Raw genomic sequence first — 26,583 nt, 5'->3', positions numbered from 1 at the left:
ATGCTTAATCATACCATAGAAATACAATGATTATAATATGAAATACAGGAGTAAATGATGAGACAGTTGAATTTGAGTAATCAAAAGTTAATTAACGAGGTAGCAACGATACACGAAAAATTATTAGAATCTCAAGAAGCAAATTATAAAGCAACAAGTACATCGATTGCATTAAGAATTGAAATGATTAATGCTAGATTACGGCATTGCCAAGATATGATATTAATAATTGAAGATAATCAAGAACTACAAGCATTAATTTGGGGGCATTTTGAAAAACAAACTAAGGTTGTGACAATTGAATTATTGTTTGTATATCCTAAATATCGGCGTCAAGGTTTTGCACGACAATTAAAGTTAGCACTAGAAGATTGGGCCATGAAAGAAGGGGCCCAAACAATACAAAGTACAATAAATACGAAAAATCAAGCTATGTTAAACTTGAATCACCAAATAGGCTATGAAGATACACATATTAAAATGAAGAAAGATTTAAAGTAGAAAAATGATTAAATTATTATTTCATGATAAAATGAATTATATTTATAACTGTTTTTAAAGGAGTTTAACATGAAAAAGTGGATTGTATTATTTTTATCTGCAACGCTAATGTTATCCGCATGTGGCAAAAGTCAGGAGAAAGCGACATTAGAAAAGAGTGTAGATAAATTAGAAAAAGAAAACAAATCATTAAAATCACAAAAGAAAAAGTTAAATAAACAAAAAGACGATTTAAAAGATAAACAAGATAAATTACAAAAAGAAGTTGATAACTCTGCTTCAAGTCAATCAATTAGTTCTGATAATAGTGATGATAAGGATACTAATAAAAGCGAGAAGAATAAAACATCTTCTAATTAAGAACAAAATTAAAGAAGTAACAAATTTTAAATCAGAACAGAACCAGCAATAAATCTAATCAAAAGCATCATCTTCAACAGAATAGAATATGATATGATTAAAATATCAACTTAATATCGTCTTGAACGTAAAGTTTGATATACGAAAAAAATGGGTATCGTAATGGATAAATATATATAATAAAAATAAACTATAAAGATTAATATGATTATTGTCATCATTTTCAAAAATGTGAAGAGGAGAGAAGAGCCATGCATGAACAAGATTTTAGTATTTTAGAGGGAAAAGCGCTAACGCTACCAGAATTAGGTAGAGAATTAGAAAATATTACAGGTAGACATGTTGTTGATTCTACAGGTGAAATTAAACGTGTAATTGCGCACTTGCCTAATTTTGAATCAGATACAGATACATTTGTTGCAACATATCACTTAGATCATCAGAATGATTTTATTGATGCTACATTTACAGCACCAAAAAATCAACGTGATCATTTAAAAGAAATTCCAGTTAATATTGAACTTATCAGTTATATAACTAAAAGCTAAATCAAAATTTTAATAAACGAATTATAGCGCGATGTGAATCTTACTGTTTCATAGCGCGTTAATTTTATTATAAAATGTATATAATGATGTATTTACGTAGTAATGGAGTGTAAAAAATGGTTGTTTATATTGAAACTGAGCGCTTGAAATTACGAGATTGGGAAGAAAAAGACTTATTACCTTTTCAAAAAATGAATGCTAACCCACAAGTCAGAAGATATTTCCCAAGTTTATTGAGTTATCGTCGTTCTGAATTAGATATGAAAAAAATGGACCAAATTATTAAAGATTATGGTATTGGTCTATTCTCAGTAGAGCTGAAAGAAACGAATGAATGGCTTGGCTTTATAGGATTAAACTATATTCCTAAAGATAGTGAGTATCCATTTAAAGAATTACCACTTTATGAAATAGGGTGGCGTCTGATTCCTGAAGTTTGGGGAAATGGTATTGCCACTGAAGGTGCAGAAGCGGTACTTAAATTTGCTAAAGAAAAAGACATTTCTAAAGTCTATAGTTTTACTGCTGAAACAAACCTATCTTCAAGAAAAGTCATGGAAAAAATAGGAATGTCATTTTATGATCATTTTGAATTCCCTAACTTGAGTAAGTATCATCCTTTGAAAAGACATGTGAGATATGTGATTGATTTAGATAAATAATTGAAGTAACCCCACTAGAAATTATTTTTTGAATAAATTCTAGTGGGGTATTTTGGTTTTAACAGAAATTATTTAATCATAAGTACGAACGCCTAAAGGTTTATAATTGAGTAAACCTTCAAGTAACGCTTCTTTAGTATCGAAGAGTGGAGCGAGTTGACGATATTTTTCATCAATAAATCCTTCTTTAATCATATGATCGATTAACCCTTGTAATGGTTCAAAGAAACCATTGATATTGTATACGCCAATTGGTTTTTGATGAATACCAATTTGAGCCCAACTATACATTTCAAAGAATTCTTCTAGTGAGCCGGCACCACCCGGAGCCATAACAAAAGCATCAGCAAGCTCAGTCATTTTATTTTTTCTTTCATGCATTGAATCCACTAAAATAAGTTCACTTACTTTTTGGCTAGTAATTTCTTTTTCATCAAGCATTTTTGGCATTACACCAATAGCTTTACCACCATGGTCTAAAACGCCATCTTGAATAGCGCCCATAATACCCACAGATCCAGCTCCGAAAACTAATTCGTAACCTTGCTCTGCCATATATTTACCTAGCTCATATGCTTCTTTAACGTATGTGTCATCTTTACCTTTGCTTGCGCCACAATAAACTGCAATTTTCTTCATTATGTACCTCCATTAAAGTTGATGTAAAAGCTTATTAAATTGTTGTTCAAAGTGTTGTTTATCCTGTTTCGTAAATGGGGGAGGTCCTTTATGTCTGCCTCCTTGCTTACGAATTTGAGCATTAATATAACGTTGGTCTAGCAATTGCTGAATGTTATCATTACTAAATACAAATCCTTTATGGTGCATGACATACTTTACTTTGTTGAGTAATAGACTAGCCAGACCATAATCTTGTGTAATAACGATATCTTCTGAAGATGATAATTGGACAATTTTATAGTCTACCGATTCAGGGCCATCATCCACATAGACAGTATTTACATGTTTAGGTTCAATTTGATTTGAGAAGTGACTAAAACTACGTATAATTGTAACAAAAATGCCTGTCCCTTGTGTTAAATCAATCACTGAATTAACAACTGGACAAGCATCTCCGTCAATAATAATGCGTGTCATGAAAGATTAAGCCTCATTATTATTTTCTTTATTTTGTTTAACTACACTTTTAGCTGTGTAATCTTTATATTTTTTAAATTCTTTTTTTCTAGATTTGTCGGCTTCTTCACGTAGTTTATCTTCTTCTTTATGGCGTTTTTCGATTTGTTTTTGAAGCTTTTTCTCCATCTTTTTAGCTTCTTTACGATTTTCTTTTTCTAACTTTTCGCCTTTTTTCTCAGTTTTTTCATCAAGCTTACCTGGTGTTAATCCTACTTTTTCTTCGTATTTTTGAGTTTTCTTCATATCTTTAATACGTTGTTTTTCGTTTTCTTCACGTAGTTTATCTTCTTCTTTGTGACGTTTTTCAATATTTTTTTGAAGCTTTTTCTCCATTTTGTCTGCTTCTTTGCGATTTTGCTTCGCTAACTTTTCGCCTTTTTTCTCAATATAAGCTGGGTCATTTTCTTTAGCGATTTTTTTCAATTCACGTTTATTATCAAATTCTTGTTTCTTGTCACCAACGTATGTCTTAACGTCAGAAGTCTTGTTAGAAATAGCAGATGTTGTTTTAGATGCTGCTCTAGATGTAGCATCAGTCGCTTTTTTAACATCAGGATGATCTTTTATTTTTTTACGTTCTACGACTAACGGAACGATGATGATAGGTAAAACATTAATTGCTGTTTTTATGAGTTTCTTTTTGTCCATACTCGTTGCCTCCATTAATTTTTACTATTTTTATCCATACCCTATGATACATGAAAATAAACTACTGTTGGTAACAATAATGTACGAAATTTGGTTTGAAAGATAATTTTGTTGAAGGGCGTGATTTAAAATTAACATTGTATTATTTATTAATGTTAAGTAAGAAAAAAACCGTTGAGAAAAGTAACTTGTTCTCAACGGTAATTAGTCTTAAAAATGTTTAATTAGATACCTTTACCTATACCAAAACCGAAATAAAGGATAGCTATGACAACTACTAATATAATTCGATAAATTGCAAAAGGTACTAATTTGATTTTATTAATAAGATGTAAGAATGTTTTAATTGCTATTAAACCTACAATAAATGCAGCTAAGAAACCTAATAAATAAAATGGAATATGCGCTAAATGAATATATTCATAATGTTTCAATAAAGATAATCCGCTTGCTGCAAGCATGATTGGTACTGACATGATAAATGTGAAGTCAGATGCCGCTTTATGGTTCATTTTCATTAAGACACCAGTTGAAATCGTTGAACCAGAACGACTGAACCCTGGCCACATAGCAATGGCTTGAGAAATACCAATAACGAATGCTTGGAAATAATTAATTTGATCTACAGTTTGTGGATGAGTTACTTTTTCAGAATACTTATCAGCGATAATCATGTAGATTGCGCCTAGGAAAAGACCAATCATAACTGTTGGTACACTAAATAAATATTTTTCAATGACATCATCAAATAAGAAACCTAAAATACCAGCTGGAATCATACCTACTAAAACATGCATCAAATTCAATCTTTTTGGTTTTGAACGACGTCCAGTAGTCGCTTGTTGCTCAGGTTGATGTTTCCCAATATGTAATATTTCAAAGAAACGTTCTCTGAACACCCATGCTGCCGCAAATACAGAACCTAATTGAATAACAACTTTAAAAGTGAAAGCTGATTGCTCACCTAAAAATTTAGTGGACTTTAACCACATATCATCAACAAGAATCATATGTCCTGTAGAGGAAACAGGAGCAAATTCAGTTAGACCTTCTACGATACCTAAAATAAGCCCCTTGATTAATTCAAGTAATAACATAATGTACCTACTTTCATATATTAAATGTTTTTTTGACTATTTCAAATTCACCATATAATAATAGCATACTCATTTCAAAGCACGCTACAAATAGTAATAACACTAGACCAAAGTATGAGAAAGATTTGTCGTCATATAATTGTCAAAAGCACTATCGTTGTACATTAATCTTTCAATCTTTAATATAGAGATTATAATAAAAATCAGGTGAATATCTAGTGAAAAAATTAATGCAATTAGTATTTAAGTATAAAATTTATCCTGCATTAATGCTAATAGTATGTATATTGTTAGCATTATTTGTAGTTTTACAGAATATAGCAATAGCAGACTTTTTAAATATAATGTTATTTAAAGTAAAACAATCGCCAATGATTATACTCAGTTTTATTTTTGTAGTATTGATGATACGTGCAACTTTGAATTTTTGTAATCAATTATTAGGTAACCGTTTATCTATTAAAGTTAAACATGACTTGCGTCAACGAGTGATTCACCACCAATCAACACAATCAGTTGGTGAGGAAATGACACTTTTAACAGAGACAATAAATGGTATTGCGCCATTTTATCAAAGTTACTTGCCGCAAGTATTTAAGTCAATGATGATTCCTTTAGCTATTATGATTGCGATGTGCTTTGTTCATTTAAACACAGCATTGATAATGATCATAACTGCACCGTTCATTCCATTATTTTATATTATATTTGGGTTGAAAACTCGTGATGAATCTAAGAATCAAATGACTTATTTAAATCAATTTGGACAACGATTTCTCAATATGACACAAGGATTAATCACTCTAAAATTATTTAACCGAACTAAACAAACGGAAAATAAAATCTATGAAGATAGTACACATTTTAGAGATTTAACAATGAAAATTTTGAGAAGTGCATTTTTATCAAGTTTAATGTTAGAGTTTATCAGCTTATTAGGAATTGGACTTGTAGCATTAGAAGCGGCACTGAGTCTCGTTGTTTTTCATACGATTGATTTTAAAACAGCAGCAATCGCTATTATTTTAGCTCCAGAATTTTATAATGCCATTAAGGATTTAGGACAAGCGTTTCATACGGGCAAACAAAGTGAAGGTGCAAGTGATGTTGTATTTGAATATTTAGAAAGTACATCAGAAAATAGTGTACCTATAAATTATTATCATACAAACCAATCCCCACTTATAAGCTTAAGCAACGTCATGTTTAAATATAGTAATGAAAAGGGGAATGACTTCTCAATTAAACATGTCACTCTCGATATTAATGAACATGAACACATCGCATTAGTTGGACCAAGTGGGGCAGGTAAAACTACCTTTGCTAAATTAATCAGTCAATCTCTTAAACCTACAGAAGGTCATGTCTCATATAAATATGATCAAATGCAAATAGGTATTTTAAGTCAACGTCCATACATTTTTACTGCCACAATTAAAGATAATATTTCAATGTTTAATGACGTTAGTGATGACATTATTTTAGAAGCATTAGAGCAAGTGCAATTAAAAGAAAAGGTACAATCTTTAAAAAATGGAATCCATACGCTAATTGGTGATGGTGGAGAAATGTTATCTGGTGGGCAGATGAGAAGAATTGAATTGTGTCGTTTACTTGTAATGGAACCAGACTTAGTCATACTTGATGAACCAGCAACTGGTTTAGATATAGAAACGGAACAAGTGATTCAAAGCGTGATGCATCATCAATTTAAAGCAACGACGCAACTTATAATTGCTCATAGAGACTCCACAATTAGACAAGCAACACGACGTTTATACATACATGATGGTGAGATTATTAAAAATGATAAAAATATTTCAGTTAATGTTAAAGAAAATGGTGATGAATCATGAAGTCACGAATTCAATTTAAAATTGATAAAGATTTAGTAATAGCAATAGCTATAGGTGTCGTGGGGAGTTTAGTTGCTTTAGCGATGTTCTTTCTAAGTGGATATATGGTTACTGAAAGTGCGTTAGGAGCTCCATTATATGCTTTAATGGTGTTAGTTGTTTCGGTTAAACTATTTGGTTTTTTAAGAGCGATATCTCGATACTATGAAAGATTATATTCTCACCGTACGACCTTTACTATGTTAAGAAATGTAAGAACACAATTCTTTAAAGGACTAGTTAGAGTAGTACCAGATGTTTATCGAAAATATAATTCTAGCGATTTAATTTCACGTATGGTAAGTAGAGTAGAAGCATTACAAAACATATACTTAAGAGTTTATTATCCGCCTATTGTCATAGGAATAACTGCATTGATAACGATAGCAGTATATTTATTCATCTCCCCAGCACATGCAATATTAATTGCAGCGAGTATGATATTGACATTATGGCTTGTTCCATTTTTAAGTGCTAAAAGGGCACGTAAATTGAAGACAGTAGTATCACACCAACAAAGACAATTTTTAACAAGATTTTTTGATTATCGTGAAGGATTTCAAGAGTTACAACGCTTTAATAAGGACGAAGATTATAAGAATGATGTATTACAACATTTACAACAATATGATGCATTGCAAAGTAAAGAACAGGGATTTTTAACTGTTTATGATTATTTACTAAATATCATTGCTATGATATCAATTTTTGCTACATTAGTTTTGGGCGCTATTCAAGTCCATACACACTCTTTAGATGTTGTATATTTAACCAGTATTGTATTAATGATATTAACTTTGTTTGAACAAGCTGTACCAATGAGTAATGTAGCTTTTTATAAAGCAGATACAGATCAATCGTTATCAGAAATTAATGAAGTTATTCAAAACGATGACATATCCAAAGAACATCTATATACAGATTCAGACAAAACTAATGAACATGATTTATATGAAGTAAAAGATGTAACATTTAAATATGTCAATCAAGAACTACCAGTATTGAATCAAGTTTCTTTTCATATTAAAGAAGGTGAACGTGTCGCTATTATCGGTCCATCTGGTAGCGGTAAGAGTACGCTATTACATGTTTTGTTAGGATTATATCAAGTAAGCAGCGGACAGGTAACGTTAAATCAAACAGATGTATTTCAAATTAAAGAAGAAGAAAAATATCATCAAATCAATGCATTACTACAATCACAACAATTATTCGACGGAACCATCAAAGACAATTTACTGACAGATTGTGATGAAGATGTTATACGACATACGTTAAAAGCGTTAAATTTGAGTCATTTAGCTTTAAATCAGGAAATAACAATGGATGGAAATACTTTATCAGGCGGAGAAATTCAACGATTAAGCATGGCACGTTTATTATTAAAAAATCAAGCTAATATATGGATTTTAGATGAGCCAACTACTGGTCTAGATACTCATCGTACGGATCAATTGATGACATTAATTGATAAACAAGCTAAAACATTAATTGTTGCTACGCATGATTTACGTTTATTACCATATTTTGATAAAATTTTAATTATGATAGACGGTGAAATCAAAGAAGCAGGTAGTTATCATTCACTTATCCAAAATAAAGGATATTTATATAAAATAACTCAATTGAACCAATGAGTAAAAATGTGATTGATAGTTTCTAGAAAAATAAAAATGCTCTAAAGCACTGAGATGTACTTTAGAGCATTTTTATACTTTGAAAGTGTTTGATTCTAACCTTTAACTTTAAATTACCATGACAAAAGCTTAATTAATTATCTTTAGCTTCATTAAATGCATCAATGACTTTACCTAAAAGACGGTTAAGTTCATCCACTTCATCAAGTGATAATGATGAAGCAGTTGCAACTTTTTCAGAAGCATTGCTAAGTTCGGGTCTAATTTTTTCGCTTTTATCAGTCAAGTGAATAAATACTTCACGTTGATCGACTTCGGAACGTTCACGTTTGATTAAATCAACTTGTTCCATTCGTTTTAATAGTGGGGATACTGTACCAGTATCAAGTGCTAGTTCAGTCACAACCTTTTTAACATTTACGGGAGATTCATCCCATAAAATTGTTAATACAAGGAATTGTGGGTAAGTTAAATTGTACTTTTTAAAGACTTTGTTTGAATAGTAGCGATTTACTTGTCTTTGTGCATTGTACAAACTAAAGCATAGTTGCTCTTTTAAATTATGTTGATCAGACATTAAAGTTCTCCTCCAGACATTCTATCCGTTTTTCTCTCTATTCGGATTGGAATCCGTCTATGTTGTGCGGAATATAATTCACAACACACTGTGATTCAATGTCATGCTAAAATTAAAGTATGTTTAAAGTTTAGAAGATATCTATCGTTAAATCAAGCAAAAAGATAATTAAATATTTATGTTATCATTTTTAAAAATACTTGTAATAGAAAAGGAATTTTACAATGAAAAATAATAAATCTAGAAAAATATCAATTTCTATCATAAGCGGTTTTTTAGGTAGTGGTAAAACTACGTTACTGACACATTATATTAGTGAATTATTAAAAATTGATGAGAAAATAAAAGTGATTATGAATGAATTTGGCTCATTTGATGTAGATAGTCAAAATTTAGATTCAAATATAGAAGTACGATCAATTATTAATGGTTGTGTGTGTTGTGACTTAAAAACTGATTTAATTAATCAAATTCAATCTTTAATTCAAAAAGATGATTGTAATCATATTATTATAGAAGCAACAGGAGTCGCTAATCCTATCGAAATCTTTGCTGCATGTCAAGATCCAACCATAGTTGATAATATAGACATGCCACAAATTATAAGTGTAGTGGATGTTGAAAGATTTTTAAATAGGAATGATTACACTAGTTCCACACAAACGTTAATGGAAGAGCAACTTGAAATGAGTGATTTATTAGTCATTAACAAAATGGATTGCGTTGATTCTGAAGAAATAAATAAAATAGAGAACGAAATAAATAAAATTAATCCGAGTGCACCGCATATTTTGACTACTTATGGAAAGTTTGACATCAGTCAACTTCGAAACCAAACAGATAAAACAACAAAACTTCATCAACATCACCATCATCACGGTATTATTAGTATGAAATATACGTTTACTAGTCCTATTGACCGACAATTATTTTACCAATTTATTATGCAATTACCGAAAAATGTATTGAGATTAAAAGGTTATTTAAAATTTAGAGACAATCCTAATGAAACAATTGAGTTTCAATATTCATATGGTTTGCCAGACTTTGGGGCTATAGCTAAAGAAATGCCATTAACGATAGTGATTATAGGAGAACATATAGATGTAAATCGACTCAGAAATAAATTGGATATGTTACAATTTACTTAATTTAAATTTCAACTGTTCCTAACTGAAGTGAATACATTATAAAAAATAAGGGTCGTGATTATAATGGAAAGAACACAAATTAACCAATATGTTCATTTTTCAAAAATTGTGCAAGGATTTTGGCGGGCTAATGAATGGCAACTATCAGATCAAGCATTAAATCGTTTTATTAATCAACTTGTAGAACGTGGTATTACAACTATGGATCATGCAGATATTTATGGCGATTATCAAAATGAAACGCTTTTTGGTAAAGCATTAAAATTATCACCACAATTGCGTGAACAAATACAAATTGTTTCAAAATGCGGTATTGTTTTACCATCTGAAACTCAAACATTTACAGATGGACACCGATATGATCATAGCCACCAACACATTATTAAGTCAGTAAATCATTCATTAGAACGATTAAATGTAGATTATTTAGATAGTTTATTGATTCATAGACCGTCACCATTAATGAATCCCGATGAAATTACAGATGCTCTAAAAGAATTGGTTAATGAAGGTAAAATTAAATCATTTGGAGTATCTAACTTTAATGAAACGCAATATGATTTATTAAAACAAAGTCTTAATCATGATAAGTTGCACATTAGTATCAATCAACTTGAATTGTCACCATATCAAACAGATATACTACATAATGGTGTAATGGATAAAATGTATCAAAATCAAGTTAAAGTGATGGCTTGGAGTCCTTTTGCGGGAGGTAAGCTGTTTGATACTTCTGACGATAAAAGTAGACGCCTCATGTCAGTCATTGAACCTTTAGCAAATAAATATCAAGTGAACGTTTCTGCTATTATGATAGCTTGGTTAATTAGACATCCTAATGAGGTGATGCCAATATTAGGAACACGATCTATTGAAAAAATTGATGCAGCTACTGCTGGATTAAATGTTGAATTAACTGATCAAGAGTGGTTTGATATATACACTGCGGCATTAGGTCGAGATATTTTATAATTAAATGTTAGGAAGGATTTATAAAGAATGAATAATGAAGATAAACGACAGAAACAACTTAAATTTGAACGTAATTTAATTATGATTCCTTATTTAATATTTGCAGTCATTGTACTATTATGCAATATTTTTTATCCCGAGATATTAGTGACAATGACCTTATTCGGATTGTTATTTGCGTATAATTTAGGACTACTTTTTATTGCATTTATATGTCACTTTAAACGTACACTCATATTAACGCTTGTGTTAACTATATTAAGCGGAGCAGCATTCTTTACGCTGTTATATGTTTTTGGTATAAATCATGAAATTTTTGGTCAAATTAAAAAATAAATTACACATACAACTAAAAAACTCTGATATTTCAATGTTATAATAATATTGAAATATCAGAGTTTTATTTTTTAATATTTAATGATTGGGGAGTGTGCAGGATGAATAAACGAAATAAGGTTTCGATTATTGGTGCAGGGCAAACTGGCTCTACATTGGCTTTTATTTTGGCTCAAAATGAAAGCGCTGACATAGTTGTTGTTGATAGACCACAGTCTGAAAATGTGGTTAAAGGTAAAGCGTTAGATATACTAGAAAGTGCTCCAATATTTAATTTTAATGTAGATATTAAAGGAACTGCTGATTATTCTGAAATACAAGATTCAGATGTTGTAGTCATAACTGCAGGAATTGCTAGAAAACCAGGAATGAGTAGAGATGATTTAATACAAACTAATGAAGATATTGTTCACCTTAGTGCACAACAAATAGCTAAATATTCACCGAATGCCATTATCATAGTATTAACTAATCCTGTAGATGCTATGACATACTCTGCATTAGTTGCTTCTGGATTTTCTAAAAATAAAGTATTAGGACAATCCGGTGTATTAGATAGTGCGCGTTATCAAACATTCATTGCCAAAGAACTTGATGTTTCTGTTGAAGACGTACAAGGCTTAGTATTAGGTTGACATGGCGATACAATGGTGCCATTAATCAATTCTACTCAAGTCAATGGCATTCCAATAGCTGAATTATTAGAACAAAATATAATAGAACAGATTGTTGATAGAACACGCAAAGGCGGTGCTGAAATAGTTCAATTGTTAGGAAATGGTTCAGCTTATTATGCTCCTGCTGCAGCGGTTTATGAAATGGTTGAAACAATATTGAAAGATAAGCATCGTATATTAGCAGCAATTACGTATGCTCAAGGTAAATATGGATATGACGATATTTGTTTAGGATTACCTGTGAAATTAGGAAGAAATGGTGTGGAAAATATCGTTGAGTTGAATTTAAGTGATTCTGAACGTGAACAATTGGATAAATCAGCATTATCAGTGGAAAAGGTTAAAGAAACGCTTAAATACAAACTAAAATAATTCATTTCCAATTAAATTTAACATAGATTAAAACATTTAATTGAGTGTAGTTTAGTTAGTTGTATAATATTTATTTTGAAAATTGAGTATTGTGTGTCTTTTGTAATTGGTTATATTGGATAAAGCGTTTTCTTGATATAATTTATAGTAACAAGATAATGATAATAAGGAGTAGGTGCACATGTCTAAAGCAAAACAATCCTCCCAGAATGTTCATAACCAACCAGGTAAGAAAGAGAAAAAAGGCTATAAGCCTATATGGATAATTGTAAGCTTTGTTATATTAATTGCCATTATACTTTTACCTACACCAGCTGGGTTGCCTATTATGGCTAAAATGGCTTTAGCTATTTTAGCATTTGCAGTAATTATGTGGGTGACAGAAGCGGTGTCTTACCCTGTTTCAGCGACGTTAATTTTAGGTTTAATCATACTGTTACTTGGGTTTAGTCCAGTTCAAAACTTATCAGAACAATTAGGTAATCCCAAAAATGGTGATGCTATTATAAAAGGTAGTGAGATGTTAGGGACTAATAATGCTTTAACACAAGCGTTTAGTGGTTTCTCTACATCTGCAGTAGCCTTAGTTGCAGCAGCATTATTTTTAGCAGCTGCTATGCAAGAAACGAACTTACACAAACGTTTAGCATTATTAGTATTATCTATTGTTGGAAATAAAACAAAGAACATTGTTATTGGTGCTATTCTTGTTTCCATAGTACTAGCATTTTTTGTTCCTTCTGCAACTGCAAGAGCAGGAGCTGTAGTACCTATATTATTAGGTATGATCGCAGCATTTAAAGTATCAAAAGAAAGTAAACTTGCTTCACTTTTAATTATTACATCTGTTCAAGCTGTTTCGATTTGGAATATAGGTATTAAAACAGCTGCAGCACAAAATATTGTTGCAATTAATTTTATTAACCAAAATTTAGGCCATGACGTTTCATGGGGCGAATGGTTCTTATATGCTGCACCATGGTCAATACTAATGTCTATTGCCCTTTATTTTATTATGATAAAAGTCATGCCGCCAGAACGAGAATCTATTGAGGGTGGGAAAGCGCTAATTAAAGAAGAATTAAATCAATTAGGTCCTGTTAAACCTCGTGAATGGCGTTTAATTATTATTTCAGTTTTATTATTACTATTTTGGTCAACTGAAAAGGTATTACATCCTATTGATTCTGCTTCAATTACATTAATAGCATTAGGTATTATGTTGATGCCTAAAGTTGGTGTAATTACTTGGAAAGGCGTAGAAAAGAAAATACCTTGGGGCACAATTATTGTATTTGGTGTTGGTATTTCATTAGGTAATGTATTGTTAAAAACAGGTGCCGCACAATGGTTAAGTGACCAAACATTCGGGTTGATGGGACTTAAAGGATTACCAATTATTGCGACAATAGCACTCATTACATTATTTAATATTTTAATACACTTAGGATTTGCGAGTGCTACTAGTTTATCTTCTGCATTGATTCCTGTCTTTATTTCACTAACATCTACGTTACATTTAGGAGATCAATCTATTGGATTTGTATTAATACAACAATTTGTTATTAGTTTTGGATTCTTATTACCAGTAAGTGCACCTCAAAACATGCTTGCATACGGAACTGACACATTTACTGTTAAAGATTTCTTGAAATCAGGTATTCCATTAACTATTGTTGGATACATTCTTGTTATTATTTTCAGTTTAACTTACTGGAAATGGTTAGGTTTAGTATAAAAATATAGCTATAGGTTTTGTTTTATTTCTTGGAAAATATCAGAGCTATGATTTATAAGAGCTTGAGAGCAACTATTGTTCTCAAGCTTATTTTAATATTTGGATTTTTATTTACTTCATTATTATTGATTGCAGCATATATTTATTATTTTTAAATGTATTAATTAAACTCATAGTAGGGTATTAAACAAACTATAAAAAATAATAGGTGGTAACAATAGAATGAAAATAGGTGTTGTATTAAATCGAGTTTTTAGAATAAATCATAATCCATTATTAGCGTATGTTTATCAGCGCTTAGATGATATTGAATCATGTGTGTTTATCATTCCTGTAGAGCAATTTGGAGATCATTCACAATTAAAAGAGACATTTTATAAAGGTACGTTAAAGAAATTTGTAAATGAATTACATAACAATCATATTTCAGTAAATATGATTGATTACGATCAATTAATTGAATTTTGTGAGTCACAAGAGTTGGATAAGGTTGTTATGGCTAGTGATATTATGAGTTATCATAAAGAAGAATATGACTATCCTCATCAAAAACAACATTTCAATAAAGCTTCAATTGAAGTCCAACCCATAAGAGTACAACATTATTTTAATCCGAAGAAAACATTTAATAATCAAGGCGAACCATATAAAGTGTTTACAAGTTTTTATAAAAAATGGCGCCCATACGTCATGCAAAGAAAAATAGATCAATACAAATTAAAAGATATAGCCAATAAAACATCAACGTCTGAAAAGAAATTGAAATTGGATGTTGAAGATAGAGGATTATCAGAAAAAGACGTTCAGCAACAATGGCAAAGTTTTTTAGAACATGATATTCAAAATTATGACTCAAATAGAGAATATCTTCCTGAAGTATTGACCAGTCAACTTAGCATTGCTTTGGCATATGGTCTTATTGATATTATTCAAGTATTTAATGATTTACTACAAGGTTATGACATAGATGAATCAAATTATGAAGCTTTTATAAGAGAGTTAATTTTTAGAGAGTTTTATTATGTATTAATGACGCAATATCCAGAAACTGCAAATGTAGCATTTAAAGAAAAATACCAACACATTGATTGGGTAAATAATGAACATCAGTTTACAAAATGGAAAAATGGAGAAACAGGTTTTCCAATTATTGATGCTGCAATGGAAGAACTCAATCAAACTGGTTATATGCATAATAGAATGAGAATGGTAACCTCTCAATTTTTAACTAAAGATTTATTAATAGATTGGACATGGGGAGAAGCATATTTTAAAGATAAACTGATTGATTATGATAGTGCGTCTAATGTTCATGGATGGCAATGGTCTGCATCAACTGGTACAGATGCCGTGCCATATTTCAGAATGTTTAATCCGATGAGACAGAGTGAACGTTTTGATTCTAAAGCATTATATATAAAAAGATGGTTACCCGTTTTTAATGATGTCGATGCAAAGTTATTGCATGATACCAAGAAAAATCAAAAGAAATTGAAGCAGCAAGGGATTGAATTAGGTCAAGATTACCCTAAACAAATGGTGAATCATAACGATAGCCGCGAGCGAGTAATGTCATTATTCAAGTCATTGTCATAAAAAAAGTTGTTAATAGTAGTATTTTGAAGTGCAATATTCAAAATGTCATTACTATTAACAACCATGAGATTTTATTTAAGCCAAAATAAGCAAACGTACACTGCTACATATTCGAAAAACGTTAAAATATACATATATTTTAACCGTAATTTAACGCCTAATGGAACATTCCAATTAGGAAAACGTCGTTCATAATAAAAAACTTGTAAAATAAACAATCCTATTCCGAGAGGTAAAAACATTAAAATAATACTTTTAGCATAGCTAAACCCAATATCGTGAATAAAATGTCCGATAATGAGCTGCATAATTACAATAATTGCCAATAAGATAAGTAAGTTAAAAATCATTTTTGTAGTCGAACTCCTTTTACAAATAAAATGATTGCTGATTGCATGATGACCATTAATAATACAAATATAAATGTTTTAAGATTAAACACACTTATAACTTCGTAAAAGATTTTAAGGGGTTCATTGATTAAATAAACAGTATGAATTCTTAAAAAACGACCCATGTAAATACCTAAACCGTTTAAAAACATAAGAATAATAACTAATGCTCGGTTCAACCAAATATGTGTTGTAAAATGTAAGATTTCCATGAAAATCAATATCATAACATACATTGCTAAAAAGACACCTAGCATTAAATAAGTAAAGAAAATCCATTCTTTTAAGTTTAATCCAATTAAGAAGTTGAATTGAAATTGGTTTAAATGAATTAAATCAGTAATCATGTAAAAGGTATTTGGAACAAGTAATAAAAAGATCATTCCAAATATGACAAATAATGGCCATTCAAATTTCTTCATAGGTTTAAATAGCTTTAATAATAAACACAATTCAAATGGAATATATGCTAAAAATAAATTTAAAGTCATAAAGTTGAATATTTTTGTTTCGAACAAGGATATAGTAAATAGAATGATAAAATAGATTCTTGCTATATATCGAGGTTGCATGATAAACACTACTTTCATAACATCGTTTTTGAAATTTGATTTAATATTTTTTTCTTTTAAAGCGTAAAAAATATTTGAGTTTTAATAATATCGCTATGAGTAACAGTAATCAACTAAAAGAGTATGAAAGTTAAATATTTATTATAGTAAAATAAGATTGGAATTAAATGATTACATTATTAAAACGCCTTACTGTTAATTTTTTTGAAAATGTATTACAATGAACGGACTTTTAAAACAAATCTTTCATGTATAATAAGAATTTATTTAAACGAATCATGTCATATTAAGTAATTTATGCATTGTTAGAGAGGGGGACACCATTATGAGAAAACAATTATTTACACTCTACTTTAATATATTTCTAATATTCTTAGGAATTGGACTGGTTATTCCAGTACTACCTGTTTATCTTAAAGATTTAGGGTTAAAAGGTAGCGATTTAGGTATACTAGTTGCTGTGTTTGCTTTAGCGCAAATGATTATTTCACCTTTTGGTGGTGGATTAGCAGACAAATTAGGAAAAAAATTAATTATATGTATAGGTCTAGTCTTATTTTCAATTTCTGAATTTATGTTTGCGATGGGTCATTCATTTTCAATCCTAATTATTTCACGTGTTTTAGGTGGACTAAGTGCAGGTATGGTTATGCCGGGTGTTACCGGTCTTATTGCCGATATTTCACCATCGCAAGATAAAGCAAAAAACTTTGGTTATATGTCTGCGATTATTAATTCTGGTTTTATCTTAGGACCTGGATTTGGGGGATTTTTAGCAGAGATTTCACATAGATTACCTTTCTACTTTGCAGGTGGTCTAGGTATTATCGCATTTATTATGTCATTGATTGTTATTCACAATCCGAAAAAAGTCACAACTGCTGGTTTCCCACAATATGATCCAGAATTATTAACTAAAATTAATTGGAAAGTTTTCTTAACACCAGTAATTCTAACGTTAGTGCTTGCATTCGGATTATCAGCATTTGAAACACTATTTTCACTTTATACATCAGACAAAATAGGTTACACACCAAAAGATATTTCAATTGCAATCACAGGTGGCGGTATCTTTGGCGCACTATTCCAAGTTTTCTTCTTTGATAAATTCATGAAGTATACTAGTGAGTTAAACTTTATAGCTTGGTCATTATTATATTCAGCAATCGTTCTAGTGATGCTTATTGTTGCACAAGGTTATTGGACTATAATGCTAATTAGTTTCATTGTTTTTATAGGATTTGACATGATTAGACCGGCTATTACAAATTATTTTTCAAATATAGCAGGTAATCGTCAAGGATTTGCAGGCGGACTCAATTCAACATTTACTAGTATGGGGAATTTTATGGGACCATTAGTAGCTGGTGCCTTATTTGATGTGAACATAGAATTTCCTTTATATATGGCAATAGCTGTATCATTAAGTGGTATTGTCATTATATTTATTGAAAAAGTAGTTAGAAAAAATATCACTCAAAAGTAAATTTTAAAATGATAGCTGTTCATTGTACTTTTTGATGTACGTGAACAGCTTTTTTGATAAATTGGTATTTTTGAAAACATAGCACCTTTTTAAAATAGTAAAACTTTTTAAATTTTTGATATAGTATTCGAACAATTAGAAACTAAAGAAATAAATTTTGATGTAAAAAATAGATTAAAATAAAGAATCAAATCGAGTTATTTCGTTTTTTAATGATTTTATGTAACAAAAATAACAACTTTAGTAATAATACTGTTACAAATATTACAATCTATTTAAATTGTGACCTACATAACTGAAATTGAATATGACTATGTTAAGATAGACAAAAATCAATTAAGAAATGTGGGTAAGGGGATGAATTTGAAAAACTTATTATTGAGTATATTTGCAGTTATTTTGACTATTTGTTTAATTGGTTTAATATTTTTAGCAACGAATCAAAACGCATTAGCTAAAGTACATCAAACCATTTGTACATTTTCAAAAGCAAATAAACTTTCTGTTATAGAGAAAACAACTCAAATAACTGACTTTAAAACAGCCAAAGCTTCTGAAAAAAATGACAATAATAATAATAACGATGTAAAACATCAAAAGACTACATATGTAAAAAAAGACAATCATAGATTATCAGAAACTGACTTTACGCCAAGAGAACGCAAAGTTATTGCAATTAATTATGCAAATAAACATTTAGATGAACAATACGATTTAAAACAAGTTAATCAACAACAACAAGATTCAAAGTATTTATATGTGAATCAACAGAAAAATCAACAAACAAATATCTCAGTGAATGGTAATGGGCAAGTAGGGGCAAATCATTCAGAAATACAATAGCACGTACTTTTTTTAAAAGAGTATGTGTTATTTTTTGCGTTTACAATATATAACGTATTAGTGGTAAAATGAAATGCGATTAGTAAAGTAATATTAGAGGTGACATAATGAGTAAAACGAAAAAAACGAATGCAATGCGAATGTTAGATAGAGCGAAAGTTAACTATAAAACTAATATATTTGAAGTGACTGCAGAACACCAAACAGGTGAACAAATAGCCAAACTTGTTAATGCTAAAGTAGAAGAAGTATATAAAACACTTGTATTAGAAAATGCCAACCATAATCATTTTGTATTTGTCATACCAGTAAATGAAACGTTAGACATGAAACAAGCTGCCCACGTTGTAAACGAGAAAAAGTTAAATTTAATGCCTTTAGATCAATTGAAGCAAGTTACTGGATATATTCGAGGTGGTTGTTCACCTATAGGAATGAAACATTTATTTCCTACTGTTATAGATCAATCTATACGACAACTCGATAAAGTATACGTAAGTGGTGGACAAAGAGGTATGCAAATGATTATAGGGGTGGAAGACTTAATTTCTATGACAAATGCAAAAGTAGAGCCAATCATCCAAAATTAATAAAAACAAATATAAAATGATAATAATGACACAGAAATATGTTGTAATAAGTTGAATTTTGACGATTACATATATTTCTGTGTTATTTTTGTCACAAAATGATTGTTTTTGATTGATTTTGACAATTTATGATTGAAATTTGTAAGCGTACTCATTATAATGATAAGTGAAATGGGGTGGTTACTTTGATATCTGAGAAACGACACAACTTAATTTTACAAGAATTAAAGAATAAAGATTTTCTTACACTCCAAGAATTAATGGATAGAACAGGTTGTAGTTCTTCTACTATTAGAAGAGATTTATCAAAGTTACAACAAGAAGGAAAATTACAACGTATCCACGGTGGTGCGACGATTGGTCATAATCGAATAGTAGAACCAAGATTAACAGAAAAATTAACGCAAAACTCACAAGAGAAAAAAGAAATTGCTAGACAAGCTGCGCAACAAATTAGTGATAATGACTGTATATTTTTAGATGCGGGTTCAACAACGTTAGAAATGATACCTTACATAGATGCAAAAGAAATCATCGTTGTAACAAATGGTTTAACACACGTTGAACAATTACTTAAAAAAGGCTTTAAAACGTTAATGTTGGGTGGTCAAGTTAAGGCGAATACTTTTGCTACTGTTGGATCTAGCGCTTTAGAAACTTTGAGACGTTATTGCTTTGATAAGTCTTTCATCGGAATGAATGGTATAGATGAGAAATATGGATTAACGACACCTGATGAACAAGAAGCATTAATAAAAGAAACTGCGATGCGAATTTCTAATGAAAGCTTTGTCGTTGTAGATGAAACTAAGTTCAATCAAGTTTATTTTGCTAGGGTTCCAGCACGTGACAATACTCAAATCATTACGTCTAAACGTGGCATTGAAAACCATGTCAATGATGATTTTAGAGAGCAATATCGATTTTTAGGAGGAATTTTATGATATATACAGTTACATTCAATCCATCGATAGACTATGTCATGTTTGTAGATGACTTCCAAATAGATGGATTAAATAGAGCTAAAGATGCAAATAAATTTGCAGGTGGCAAAGGTATTAATGTATCTAGAGTATTAAAGACTTTAGATGTTGATTCTACTGCATTAGGTTTTGCAGGTGGATTTCCAGGTGACTTTATTGCTCAGACACTAAAAGATAGTGATATCCAAACTGATTTCGTTCAAGTAGATGAAGATACACGCATTAACGTTAAGTTAAAAACTGGCAAAGAAACAGAAATAAATGCACAAGGACCTAACGTAACAGATGCTCAATTTCAATCACTATTAGATCAAATTAAGAAAACAAACAAAGAAGATATTGTTATCGTAGCAGGAAGTGTACCGAAAAGTATTCCAAGTGACGCCTACGCACAAATTGCGAAAATCACTCAACAAACTGGTGCTCAATTAGTAGTAGATGCAGAAAAAGAATTAGTTGAAACGGTTTTAGAATATAATCCATTATTTATAAAACCGAATAAAGACGAACTTGAAGTTATGTTTAATACTTCAATTAAAAATGACGAGGACGTCATTAAATACGGTAAACAAATTTTAGATAAAGGTGCACAGTCAGTGATTGTTTCACTAGGCGGGGACGGTGCAATTTATGTAGATAGCGAACGTAGTATTAAAGCAGTTAACCCTCAAGGGAAAGTAGTTAATACTGTTGGTTCAGGTGATAGTACTGTTGCTGGGATGGTAGCAGGTTTGGCTACGGGATTATCAATAGAAGATGCATTTAAACAAGCCGTTGCTTCAGGGACAGCTACAGCATTTGACGCAGATTTAGCTACAAAAGATGCAATAGAAAATATAAAATCACAAGTTACGATTTCTGTACTTGATGGGGAGTGAATAATATGAGAATAACAGAATTATTGACAAAAGAAACGATAGCAATGGATTTATCTTCATCAGATAAAAATGGTGTTATTGATGAGTTAGTGAATCAACTAGATAAAGCTGGCAAATTAAGTGATGTACCATCATTTAAAGAAGCCATTCATAATCGTGAATCTCAAAGTACAACAGGAATTGGTGAAGGGATTGCCATTCCACATGCGAAAGTTGCAGCGGTTAAATCGCCAGCAATCGCATTTGGTAAATCTAAGGAAGGCGTGGATTATCAAAGCTTAGATATGCAACCTGCACACCTATTCTTTATGATTGCCGCTCCTGAAGGTGGGGCACAAACGCATTTAGATGCTTTAGCTAAATTATCTGGTATTTTAATGGATGAAAACGTACGTGAAAAATTAATCAATGCCTCTTCACCAGAAGAAGTATTACAAATTATCGATAATGCTGATGATGAAGCTACAAAAGAAGAAGAAGCAGAAGCACAACAAAATGAAGCTGAAGCGGCTGCAGCAGCTGATGGTTCAACAGAAGATAATGAACCATATGTACTTGCAGTAACAGCTTGTCCAACAGGTATCGCTCACACTTATATGGCTCGTGACGCATTGAAAAAACAAGCTGAGAAAATGGGCATAAAAATTAAAGTTGAAACGAATGGTTCTAGTGGTATTAAAAACCATTTAACTGAAAAAGATATTGAAAAAGCTTCTGGTATTATTGTAGCAGCAGATGTACATGTTGAAACTGACCGTTTCGATGGTAAAAATGTAGTAGAAGTACCAGTAGCAGATGGTATTAAACGTCCAGAAGAATTAATTAACACAGCATTAGATACTAGTCGTAAACCATTTGTTGCCCGCGGAGATAGATCATCAAGTAACAAAGATGATAATGAAGAAAAATTAAGTCCAGGAAAAGCGTTTTATAAACACTTAATGAATGGTGTTTCTAACATGCTACCATTAGTTATTGCTGGTGGTATCATCATGGCTATCGTGTTTATTATTGGACCTAACTCATTTGATCCAAAGAGCGCTGAACACAATGCTTTTGCAGAACAACTATGGAATATTGGTAAAAACAGTGCTTTTGCCTTAATTATTCCAGTATTAGCAGGTTTCATTGCTCGTAGTATTGCAGATAAGCCAGGATTTGCAGCTGGTTTAGTCGGTGGTATGTTAGCTATTTCAGGTGATTCAGGCTTTATTGGCGGTATTATTGCAGGTTTCTTAGCAGGTTACTTAACACAAGGTATTAAATATATTACACGTAATTTACCTCAAGCATTAGAAGGTTTAAAACCAACGTTAATTTATCCGTTACTATCTGTACTTGTAACTGGATTGCTAATGATTTATGTATTTAATCCACCAGCTTCATGGTTGAACAATTTATTATTAAACGGATTAAATGGTCTTTCAGGTTCAAACATTATGTTACTTGGTTTAGTTATTGGTGCAATGATGGCCATCGATATGGGTGGACCTTTCAATAAAGCAGCATATGTATTCGCAACTGCTGCACTTACTGAAGGAAATGCAGCACCGATTACAGCAGCTATGATAGGTGGTATGATTCCACCATTAGCAATTGCAACTGCTATGCTATTATTTAGAAAGAAATTTACTAAAGAACAAAGAGGTTCAATTGTTCCTAACTATGTAATGGGCGCATCATTCATTACTGAAGGCGCTATACCATTTGCAGCAGCTGACCCAATTCGAGTTATTCCATCTATGATGATTGGTTCAGGCATAAGTGGTGCTATAGCATTAGCTTTAGGTTCAAGAATTAATGCCCCACATGGTGGTATCTTTGTTATTGCAACAACTGATTTCAGTCATATTTTACAAACATTATTAGCTATTGTGATTGGTACAATCATTTCTGCTCTAATCTACGGTTTCTTAAAACCAAAATTAACTGAAAATGAAATTGAAGCTTCAAAAGCTATGGATGAATAATAGATTCAAGCCCTTGTCGTTAATTCGACAAGGGTATTTTATTTTTAATAACTTTATTGAACTGTATGATATGAATAAATTTAAAGGTTATAGTAAAATAACAATCGTATTAAATGAATTAGAAAAGAAGGTATTAGTAGTGGAAGAATATATCATTGTGAATGGGCAAATATATACTGAAAGCCAAAAAATTGAACAAGGTTATATACATATTAAAGATGGAAAAATATTAGAAATTGGTTCGAATTTTAATATAGAGAGATTAAATGAACTTAAAGGAAAATACCTAACAATAGACGCTAAAGGACATCATGTTATTCCAGGATTTATCGATATACACATTCATGGTGGATATGGTGAAGATGCTATGGATGCGTCACAAGAGGGCTTGAAACATCTAGCCGAACAGTTATTATCAGAAGGAACGACGTCATTTTTAGCGACAACGATGACACAATCAGATGAAAGTATTAAACAAGCACTACAAAATATATCTAATTATCATCAAATTCAAGACGTACAACAAGCCGCTGAAATCGTAGGCATACATCTTGAAGGACCATTTATATCTGAACATAAAGTTGGCGCTCAGCATCCCAAATATGTTCAAAGACCAACGGCTGATAAAATAAACCAGTTTCAACAAACTGCAAATCAATTAATTAAAATTATAACCTTTGCACCAGAAGTTGAAGGTGCAATAGACACTTTAAAATCGCTCAATAATGACATTATATTTTCAATGGGACATACTGTGGCGACCTTTGAAGAAGCAAACAATGCTGTAGATTATGGTGCTAAACACATTACACATTTATATAATGCTGCAACTGGTTTTGGTCATAGAGATCCAGGTGTTTTTGGTGCAGCTTGGTTAAATCAAAATTTAAATACTGAAATTATTGTAGATGGTATTCATTCTCATCCTGCTGCAGTAGCATTGGCATATAAAAATAAAGGTAATGAACATTTATATCTCATTACAGATGCTATGAGAGCAAAAGGTATGCCAGAAGGTGAATACGATTTAGGTGGTCAAAACGTCATTGTACGTAATAGTGAAGCACGACTAGATACAGGTGCACTTGCAGGTAGTATTTTAAAAATGAATGATGGTTTACGTAACATAATGTCATACACTGGCGCTTCAATCAAAGATTTATGGCGAGTAACAAGTTGGAACCAAGCAAAGGCATTAGGAATAGATCGAACAAAAGGTAGTATTAAAGAAGGAAAAGATGCAGATATAGTTATCGTTGACGATAATATCAATGTAAAGACAACAATTAAAAATGGACAACCACATACCTTTTAGTCATAATGAATAACTTGACTAAAAGGGGATATTAGTTTTAAATGTTATGTTGTAAATCTATAAACATAAATCAACAATATATAAAAATTCTATGATAGAATTAAATCAATTACATTTTTTTAGGGGGTGTCGCAATGGGAAGGCCTTAGCATGTAAATATAATTCAAGTCAATTCGAAAATTTTAATTACGTGTTAACCATGTGTGACACATATAATACGGAGGTGAATCCCTAGAAATAGGGAAATAATTGGAAACTACGACCATAATTAGTTTAATAGTATTTTTTCTTTTAATTGCATTAACTACAGTATTTGTCGGATCTGAATTTGCATTAGTTAAAGTAAGATCGACGCGTATTGAACAATTGGCAGAGGAAGGTAATAGTGGTGCTAAAGTCGTTAAAAAGATGATTAGCAACTTAGATTATTATTTATCTGCTTGTCAATTAGGTATAACAGTAACTTCATTAGGATTAGGTTGGTTAGGTGAACCAACATTTGATAAATTATTACATCCATTATTTGAATTAATGCACTTACCTAGTGCTTTAACAACAACAGTTTCATTTGTTATTGCGTTTATAGTAGTAACATATTTACACGTTGTACTGGGTGAACTTGCGCCTAAGTCATTTGCCATTCAGCATACTGAGAAAATGGCTTTACTTTATGCTAGACCATTATATTATTTCGGTAATGTTATGAAACCATTAATTTGGTTAATGAATGGTTCAGCGAGAGTTATCATTAGAATGTTTGGCGTAGATCCTGATGCTCAAACTGATGCAATGTCAGAAGAAGAAATTAAGATTATAATTAATAACAGTTATAATGGTGGAGAAATCAACCAAACAGAGCTTGCATATATGCAAAATATCTTTTCTTTTGATGAAAGACAAGCTAAAGATATTATGGTACCCCGAACTCAAATGATTACATTGAACGAACCATTTAATGTAGATGAGCTTTTAGAAACGATTAAAGAATATCAATTTACACGTTACCCTATCACTGAAGATGGCGATAAAGACCATGTCAAAGGGTTTATAAACGTTAAAGAATTTTTAACTGAATATGCTTCAGGTAAAACGATTAAGATTGCTAACTATATCCATGAATTACCTATGATCTCAGAGACGACGCGCATCAGTGATGCACTAGTAAGAATGCAACGTGAACATGTTCATATTAGTTTAATTATTGATGAATATGGTGGTACGGCAGGTATTTTAACTATGGAAGATATTTTAGAAGAAATCGTCGGTGAAATCAGAGATGAATTTGACGATGATGAAGTAAATGATATTGTTAAATTAGAGGATAATAAATATCAAATTAATGGTCGTGTACTACTAGATGACCTAAATGAAAAATTTGGTATAGAATTCGAAGACTCTGAAGATATTGATACTATAGGCGGATGGTTACAATCTGAAAATACAAACTTACAAAAAGATGACTTTGTTGATACAGAGTATGATCGTTGGATTATTTCTGAAATTGAAAATCACCAAATTATTTGGGTAACTTTAAAGTATGAATATAACCAAGAACGTCCAACTTACGATATCAATTCAGAAGATGAACAATCTGAATAATAATATAAATAATCAAAAGACGCTTAAACTTCAATGTTTAAGCGTCTT

Annotated in this window: 26 protein-coding genes and 1 pseudogene; 20 read left to right on the top strand and 7 right to left on the bottom strand. The window is 31.0% G+C overall.

The window, feature by feature from the left end; genetic code table 11:
- Positions 1-57 precede the first annotated feature (57 nt).
- The 4 genes from HMPREF3125_RS06220 to HMPREF3125_RS06205 all read left to right on the top strand — a co-directional run bounded on the left by HMPREF3125_RS06220 (position 58) and on the right by HMPREF3125_RS06205 (position 2,071).
- On the top strand, positions 58-501 hold the full coding sequence (locus tag HMPREF3125_RS06220) for a GNAT family N-acetyltransferase (RefSeq protein ID WP_017638410.1): 444 nt from the start codon (positions 58-60) through the stop codon (positions 499-501).
- A 69-nt stretch (positions 502-570) separates the two neighbouring features.
- A complete protein-coding gene (locus HMPREF3125_RS06215; RefSeq protein WP_070452558.1) occupies positions 571-861 on the top strand; it encodes an SA0632 family lipoprotein in 291 nt (96 codons plus the stop codon).
- A gap of 251 nt (positions 862-1,112) precedes the next feature.
- Positions 1,113-1,409, top strand: coding sequence for a hypothetical protein (locus HMPREF3125_RS06210; protein ID WP_017638408.1), 297 nt, complete (start codon positions 1,113-1,115; stop codon positions 1,407-1,409).
- Positions 1,410-1,525: 116 nt separating this feature from the next.
- Positions 1,526-2,071 carry a GNAT family N-acetyltransferase gene (locus HMPREF3125_RS06205; protein WP_029056437.1) on the top strand — a complete coding sequence of 182 codons (546 nt, stop codon included), beginning with the start codon at positions 1,526-1,528 and terminating at the stop codon, positions 2,069-2,071.
- A gap of 72 nt (positions 2,072-2,143) precedes the next feature.
- On the opposite strand, the gene HMPREF3125_RS06200 is transcribed toward HMPREF3125_RS06205, so the two are convergent.
- From HMPREF3125_RS06200 to HMPREF3125_RS06185, 4 genes are all read right to left on the bottom strand, one after another.
- Positions 2,144-2,710 carry an LOG family protein gene (locus HMPREF3125_RS06200; RefSeq protein WP_070452554.1) on the bottom strand — a complete coding sequence of 189 codons (567 nt, stop codon included), beginning with the start codon at positions 2,708-2,710 and terminating at the stop codon, positions 2,144-2,146.
- 12 nt (positions 2,711-2,722) lie between these two features.
- Entirely contained in the window at positions 2,723-3,169 is a 447-nt protein-coding gene (locus HMPREF3125_RS06195) for a YaiI/YqxD family protein (protein WP_070452552.1), read from the bottom strand.
- A 6-nt stretch (positions 3,170-3,175) separates the two neighbouring features.
- Positions 3,176-3,859 (bottom strand): hypothetical protein, encoded by a 684-nt coding sequence (locus HMPREF3125_RS06190; protein ID WP_070452549.1) that lies wholly within the window; start codon positions 3,857-3,859, stop codon positions 3,176-3,178.
- A 224-nt stretch (positions 3,860-4,083) separates the two neighbouring features.
- Positions 4,084-4,956, bottom strand: coding sequence for an undecaprenyl-diphosphate phosphatase (locus HMPREF3125_RS06185; RefSeq protein WP_017638403.1), 873 nt, complete (start codon positions 4,954-4,956; stop codon positions 4,084-4,086).
- Between the two features lie 218 nt (positions 4,957-5,174).
- On the opposite strand from HMPREF3125_RS06185, the gene HMPREF3125_RS06180 reads away from it, so the two are divergent.
- Both HMPREF3125_RS06180 and cydC read left to right on the top strand, forming a co-directional pair.
- Positions 5,175-6,812, top strand: coding sequence for an ABC transporter ATP-binding protein/permease (locus tag HMPREF3125_RS06180; protein ID WP_070452546.1), 1,638 nt, complete (start codon positions 5,175-5,177; stop codon positions 6,810-6,812).
- On the top strand, positions 6,809-8,488 hold the full coding sequence (gene cydC, locus HMPREF3125_RS06175) for a thiol reductant ABC exporter subunit CydC (RefSeq protein ID WP_070452543.1): 1,680 nt from the start codon (positions 6,809-6,811) through the stop codon (positions 8,486-8,488). The genes HMPREF3125_RS06180 and cydC overlap by 4 nt, the downstream gene beginning before the upstream one ends.
- A gap of 133 nt (positions 8,489-8,621) precedes the next feature.
- Here cydC and HMPREF3125_RS06170 read toward each other — a convergent pair whose 3' ends face one another.
- A complete protein-coding gene (locus tag HMPREF3125_RS06170) occupies positions 8,622-9,065 on the bottom strand; it encodes a global transcriptional regulator MgrA (protein WP_029056442.1) in 444 nt (147 codons plus the stop codon).
- Between the two features lie 224 nt (positions 9,066-9,289).
- On the opposite strand from HMPREF3125_RS06170, the gene HMPREF3125_RS06165 reads away from it, so the two are divergent.
- The 6 genes and pseudogenes from HMPREF3125_RS06165 (at position 9,290) to HMPREF3125_RS06140 (ending at position 15,907) form a co-directional block, all read left to right on the top strand.
- Positions 9,290-10,216 carry a CobW family GTP-binding protein gene (locus HMPREF3125_RS06165; RefSeq protein ID WP_017638399.1) on the top strand — a complete coding sequence of 309 codons (927 nt, stop codon included), beginning with the start codon at positions 9,290-9,292 and terminating at the stop codon, positions 10,214-10,216.
- Between the two features lie 63 nt (positions 10,217-10,279).
- Positions 10,280-11,188: an aldo/keto reductase gene (locus HMPREF3125_RS06160; RefSeq protein WP_017638398.1), complete on the top strand. Its 909-nt coding sequence runs from the start codon at positions 10,280-10,282 to the stop codon at positions 11,186-11,188.
- Between the two features lie 27 nt (positions 11,189-11,215).
- Positions 11,216-11,524, top strand: a complete 309-nt coding sequence (locus tag HMPREF3125_RS06155; RefSeq protein ID WP_070452540.1) for a hypothetical protein — start codon at positions 11,216-11,218, stop codon at positions 11,522-11,524.
- A 101-nt stretch (positions 11,525-11,625) separates the two neighbouring features.
- A pseudogene (mdh, locus tag HMPREF3125_RS06150) lies at positions 11,626-12,573 on the top strand (malate dehydrogenase).
- Positions 12,574-12,754: 181 nt separating this feature from the next.
- Entirely contained in the window at positions 12,755-14,311 is a 1,557-nt protein-coding gene (locus HMPREF3125_RS06145) for an SLC13 family permease (protein ID WP_017638395.1), read from the top strand.
- A gap of 222 nt (positions 14,312-14,533) precedes the next feature.
- Positions 14,534-15,907, top strand: coding sequence for a cryptochrome/photolyase family protein (locus HMPREF3125_RS06140; RefSeq protein WP_070452537.1), 1,374 nt, complete (start codon positions 14,534-14,536; stop codon positions 15,905-15,907).
- A gap of 71 nt (positions 15,908-15,978) precedes the next feature.
- Here HMPREF3125_RS06140 and HMPREF3125_RS06135 read toward each other — a convergent pair whose 3' ends face one another.
- Complete coding sequence (locus tag HMPREF3125_RS06135; protein ID WP_070452534.1) at positions 15,979-16,257, bottom strand: hypothetical protein; 279 nt, start codon at positions 16,255-16,257, stop codon at positions 15,979-15,981.
- Positions 16,254-16,871 (bottom strand): DUF1361 domain-containing protein, encoded by a 618-nt coding sequence (locus tag HMPREF3125_RS06130; protein WP_029056448.1) that lies wholly within the window; start codon positions 16,869-16,871, stop codon positions 16,254-16,256. The genes HMPREF3125_RS06135 and HMPREF3125_RS06130 overlap by 4 nt, the downstream gene beginning before the upstream one ends.
- Before the next feature lie 325 nt (positions 16,872-17,196).
- Between HMPREF3125_RS06130 and norA the strand changes: the two genes are divergently transcribed.
- The 8 genes from norA to HMPREF3125_RS06090 all read left to right on the top strand — a co-directional run bounded on the left by norA (position 17,197) and on the right by HMPREF3125_RS06090 (position 26,535).
- On the top strand, positions 17,197-18,357 hold the full coding sequence (norA, locus tag HMPREF3125_RS06125; protein ID WP_017637345.1) for a multidrug efflux MFS transporter NorA: 1,161 nt from the start codon (positions 17,197-17,199) through the stop codon (positions 18,355-18,357).
- Positions 18,358-18,714: 357 nt separating this feature from the next.
- Entirely contained in the window at positions 18,715-19,200 is a 486-nt protein-coding gene (locus tag HMPREF3125_RS06120) for a hypothetical protein (protein ID WP_070452531.1), read from the top strand.
- A 107-nt stretch (positions 19,201-19,307) separates the two neighbouring features.
- Positions 19,308-19,790 (top strand): Cys-tRNA(Pro) deacylase, encoded by a 483-nt coding sequence (ybaK, locus tag HMPREF3125_RS06115; RefSeq protein WP_017637343.1) that lies wholly within the window; start codon positions 19,308-19,310, stop codon positions 19,788-19,790.
- A gap of 185 nt (positions 19,791-19,975) precedes the next feature.
- Complete coding sequence (locus HMPREF3125_RS06110; RefSeq protein ID WP_070452528.1) at positions 19,976-20,734, top strand: DeoR/GlpR family DNA-binding transcription regulator; 759 nt, start codon at positions 19,976-19,978, stop codon at positions 20,732-20,734.
- Positions 20,731-21,651: a 1-phosphofructokinase gene (pfkB, locus tag HMPREF3125_RS06105; RefSeq protein ID WP_070452525.1), complete on the top strand. Its 921-nt coding sequence runs from the start codon at positions 20,731-20,733 to the stop codon at positions 21,649-21,651. Before HMPREF3125_RS06110 ends, pfkB begins: the two co-directional genes overlap by 4 nt.
- A gap of 5 nt (positions 21,652-21,656) precedes the next feature.
- Positions 21,657-23,621: a PTS fructose transporter subunit IIABC gene (locus tag HMPREF3125_RS06100; protein WP_029056453.1), complete on the top strand. Its 1,965-nt coding sequence runs from the start codon at positions 21,657-21,659 to the stop codon at positions 23,619-23,621.
- Between the two features lie 139 nt (positions 23,622-23,760).
- A complete protein-coding gene (nagA, locus tag HMPREF3125_RS06095) occupies positions 23,761-24,936 on the top strand; it encodes an N-acetylglucosamine-6-phosphate deacetylase (RefSeq protein WP_029056454.1) in 1,176 nt (391 codons plus the stop codon).
- 249 nt (positions 24,937-25,185) lie between these two features.
- Positions 25,186-26,535 (top strand): hemolysin family protein, encoded by a 1,350-nt coding sequence (locus HMPREF3125_RS06090; RefSeq protein ID WP_017637338.1) that lies wholly within the window; start codon positions 25,186-25,188, stop codon positions 26,533-26,535.
- The last annotated feature ends 48 nt before the right edge of the window (positions 26,536-26,583 follow it).

This window comes from Staphylococcus sp. HMSC13A10, from assembly GCF_001808005.1.
In the GTDB taxonomy this organism is placed as follows: Bacteria; Bacillota; Bacilli; order Staphylococcales; family Staphylococcaceae; genus Staphylococcus; species Staphylococcus pasteuri.
This window is presented reverse-complemented; position numbering and strand designations above follow the sequence as displayed.

Excerpts from the sequence above, each read along its gene's own strand:
- HMPREF3125_RS06220 (WP_017638410.1), top strand. The coding sequence starts at position 58 with ATGAGACAGTTGAATTTGAGTAATCAAAAGTTAATTAACGAGGTAGCA.
- HMPREF3125_RS06215 (WP_070452558.1), top strand. The coding sequence starts at position 571 with ATGAAAAAGTGGATTGTATTATTTTTATCTGCAACGCTAATGTTATCC.
- HMPREF3125_RS06210 (WP_017638408.1), top strand. The coding sequence starts at position 1,113 with ATGCATGAACAAGATTTTAGTATTTTAGAGGGAAAAGCGCTAACGCTA.
- HMPREF3125_RS06205 (WP_029056437.1), top strand. The coding sequence starts at position 1,526 with ATGGTTGTTTATATTGAAACTGAGCGCTTGAAATTACGAGATTGGGAA.
- HMPREF3125_RS06200 (WP_070452554.1), bottom strand. The coding sequence starts at position 2,710 with ATGAAGAAAATTGCAGTTTATTGTGGCGCAAGCAAAGGTAAAGATGAC.
- HMPREF3125_RS06195 (WP_070452552.1), bottom strand. The coding sequence starts at position 3,169 with ATGACACGCATTATTATTGACGGAGATGCTTGTCCAGTTGTTAATTCA.
- HMPREF3125_RS06190 (WP_070452549.1), bottom strand. The coding sequence starts at position 3,859 with ATGGACAAAAAGAAACTCATAAAAACAGCAATTAATGTTTTACCTATC.
- HMPREF3125_RS06185 (WP_017638403.1), bottom strand. The coding sequence starts at position 4,956 with ATGTTATTACTTGAATTAATCAAGGGGCTTATTTTAGGTATCGTAGAA.
- cydC (WP_070452543.1), top strand. The coding sequence starts at position 6,809 with ATGAAGTCACGAATTCAATTTAAAATTGATAAAGATTTAGTAATAGCA.
- HMPREF3125_RS06170 (WP_029056442.1), bottom strand. The coding sequence starts at position 9,065 with ATGTCTGATCAACATAATTTAAAAGAGCAACTATGCTTTAGTTTGTAC.
- HMPREF3125_RS06165 (WP_017638399.1), top strand. The coding sequence starts at position 9,290 with ATGAAAAATAATAAATCTAGAAAAATATCAATTTCTATCATAAGCGGT.
- HMPREF3125_RS06160 (WP_017638398.1), top strand. The coding sequence starts at position 10,280 with ATGGAAAGAACACAAATTAACCAATATGTTCATTTTTCAAAAATTGTG.
- HMPREF3125_RS06155 (WP_070452540.1), top strand. The coding sequence starts at position 11,216 with ATGAATAATGAAGATAAACGACAGAAACAACTTAAATTTGAACGTAAT.
- HMPREF3125_RS06145 (WP_017638395.1), top strand. The coding sequence starts at position 12,755 with ATGTCTAAAGCAAAACAATCCTCCCAGAATGTTCATAACCAACCAGGT.
- HMPREF3125_RS06140 (WP_070452537.1), top strand. The coding sequence starts at position 14,534 with ATGAAAATAGGTGTTGTATTAAATCGAGTTTTTAGAATAAATCATAAT.
- HMPREF3125_RS06135 (WP_070452534.1), bottom strand. The coding sequence starts at position 16,257 with ATGATTTTTAACTTACTTATCTTATTGGCAATTATTGTAATTATGCAG.
- HMPREF3125_RS06130 (WP_029056448.1), bottom strand. The coding sequence starts at position 16,871 with ATGCAACCTCGATATATAGCAAGAATCTATTTTATCATTCTATTTACT.
- norA (WP_017637345.1), top strand. The coding sequence starts at position 17,197 with ATGAGAAAACAATTATTTACACTCTACTTTAATATATTTCTAATATTC.
- HMPREF3125_RS06120 (WP_070452531.1), top strand. The coding sequence starts at position 18,715 with ATGAATTTGAAAAACTTATTATTGAGTATATTTGCAGTTATTTTGACT.
- ybaK (WP_017637343.1), top strand. The coding sequence starts at position 19,308 with ATGAGTAAAACGAAAAAAACGAATGCAATGCGAATGTTAGATAGAGCG.
- pfkB (WP_070452525.1), top strand. The coding sequence starts at position 20,731 with ATGATATATACAGTTACATTCAATCCATCGATAGACTATGTCATGTTT.
- HMPREF3125_RS06100 (WP_029056453.1), top strand. The coding sequence starts at position 21,657 with ATGAGAATAACAGAATTATTGACAAAAGAAACGATAGCAATGGATTTA.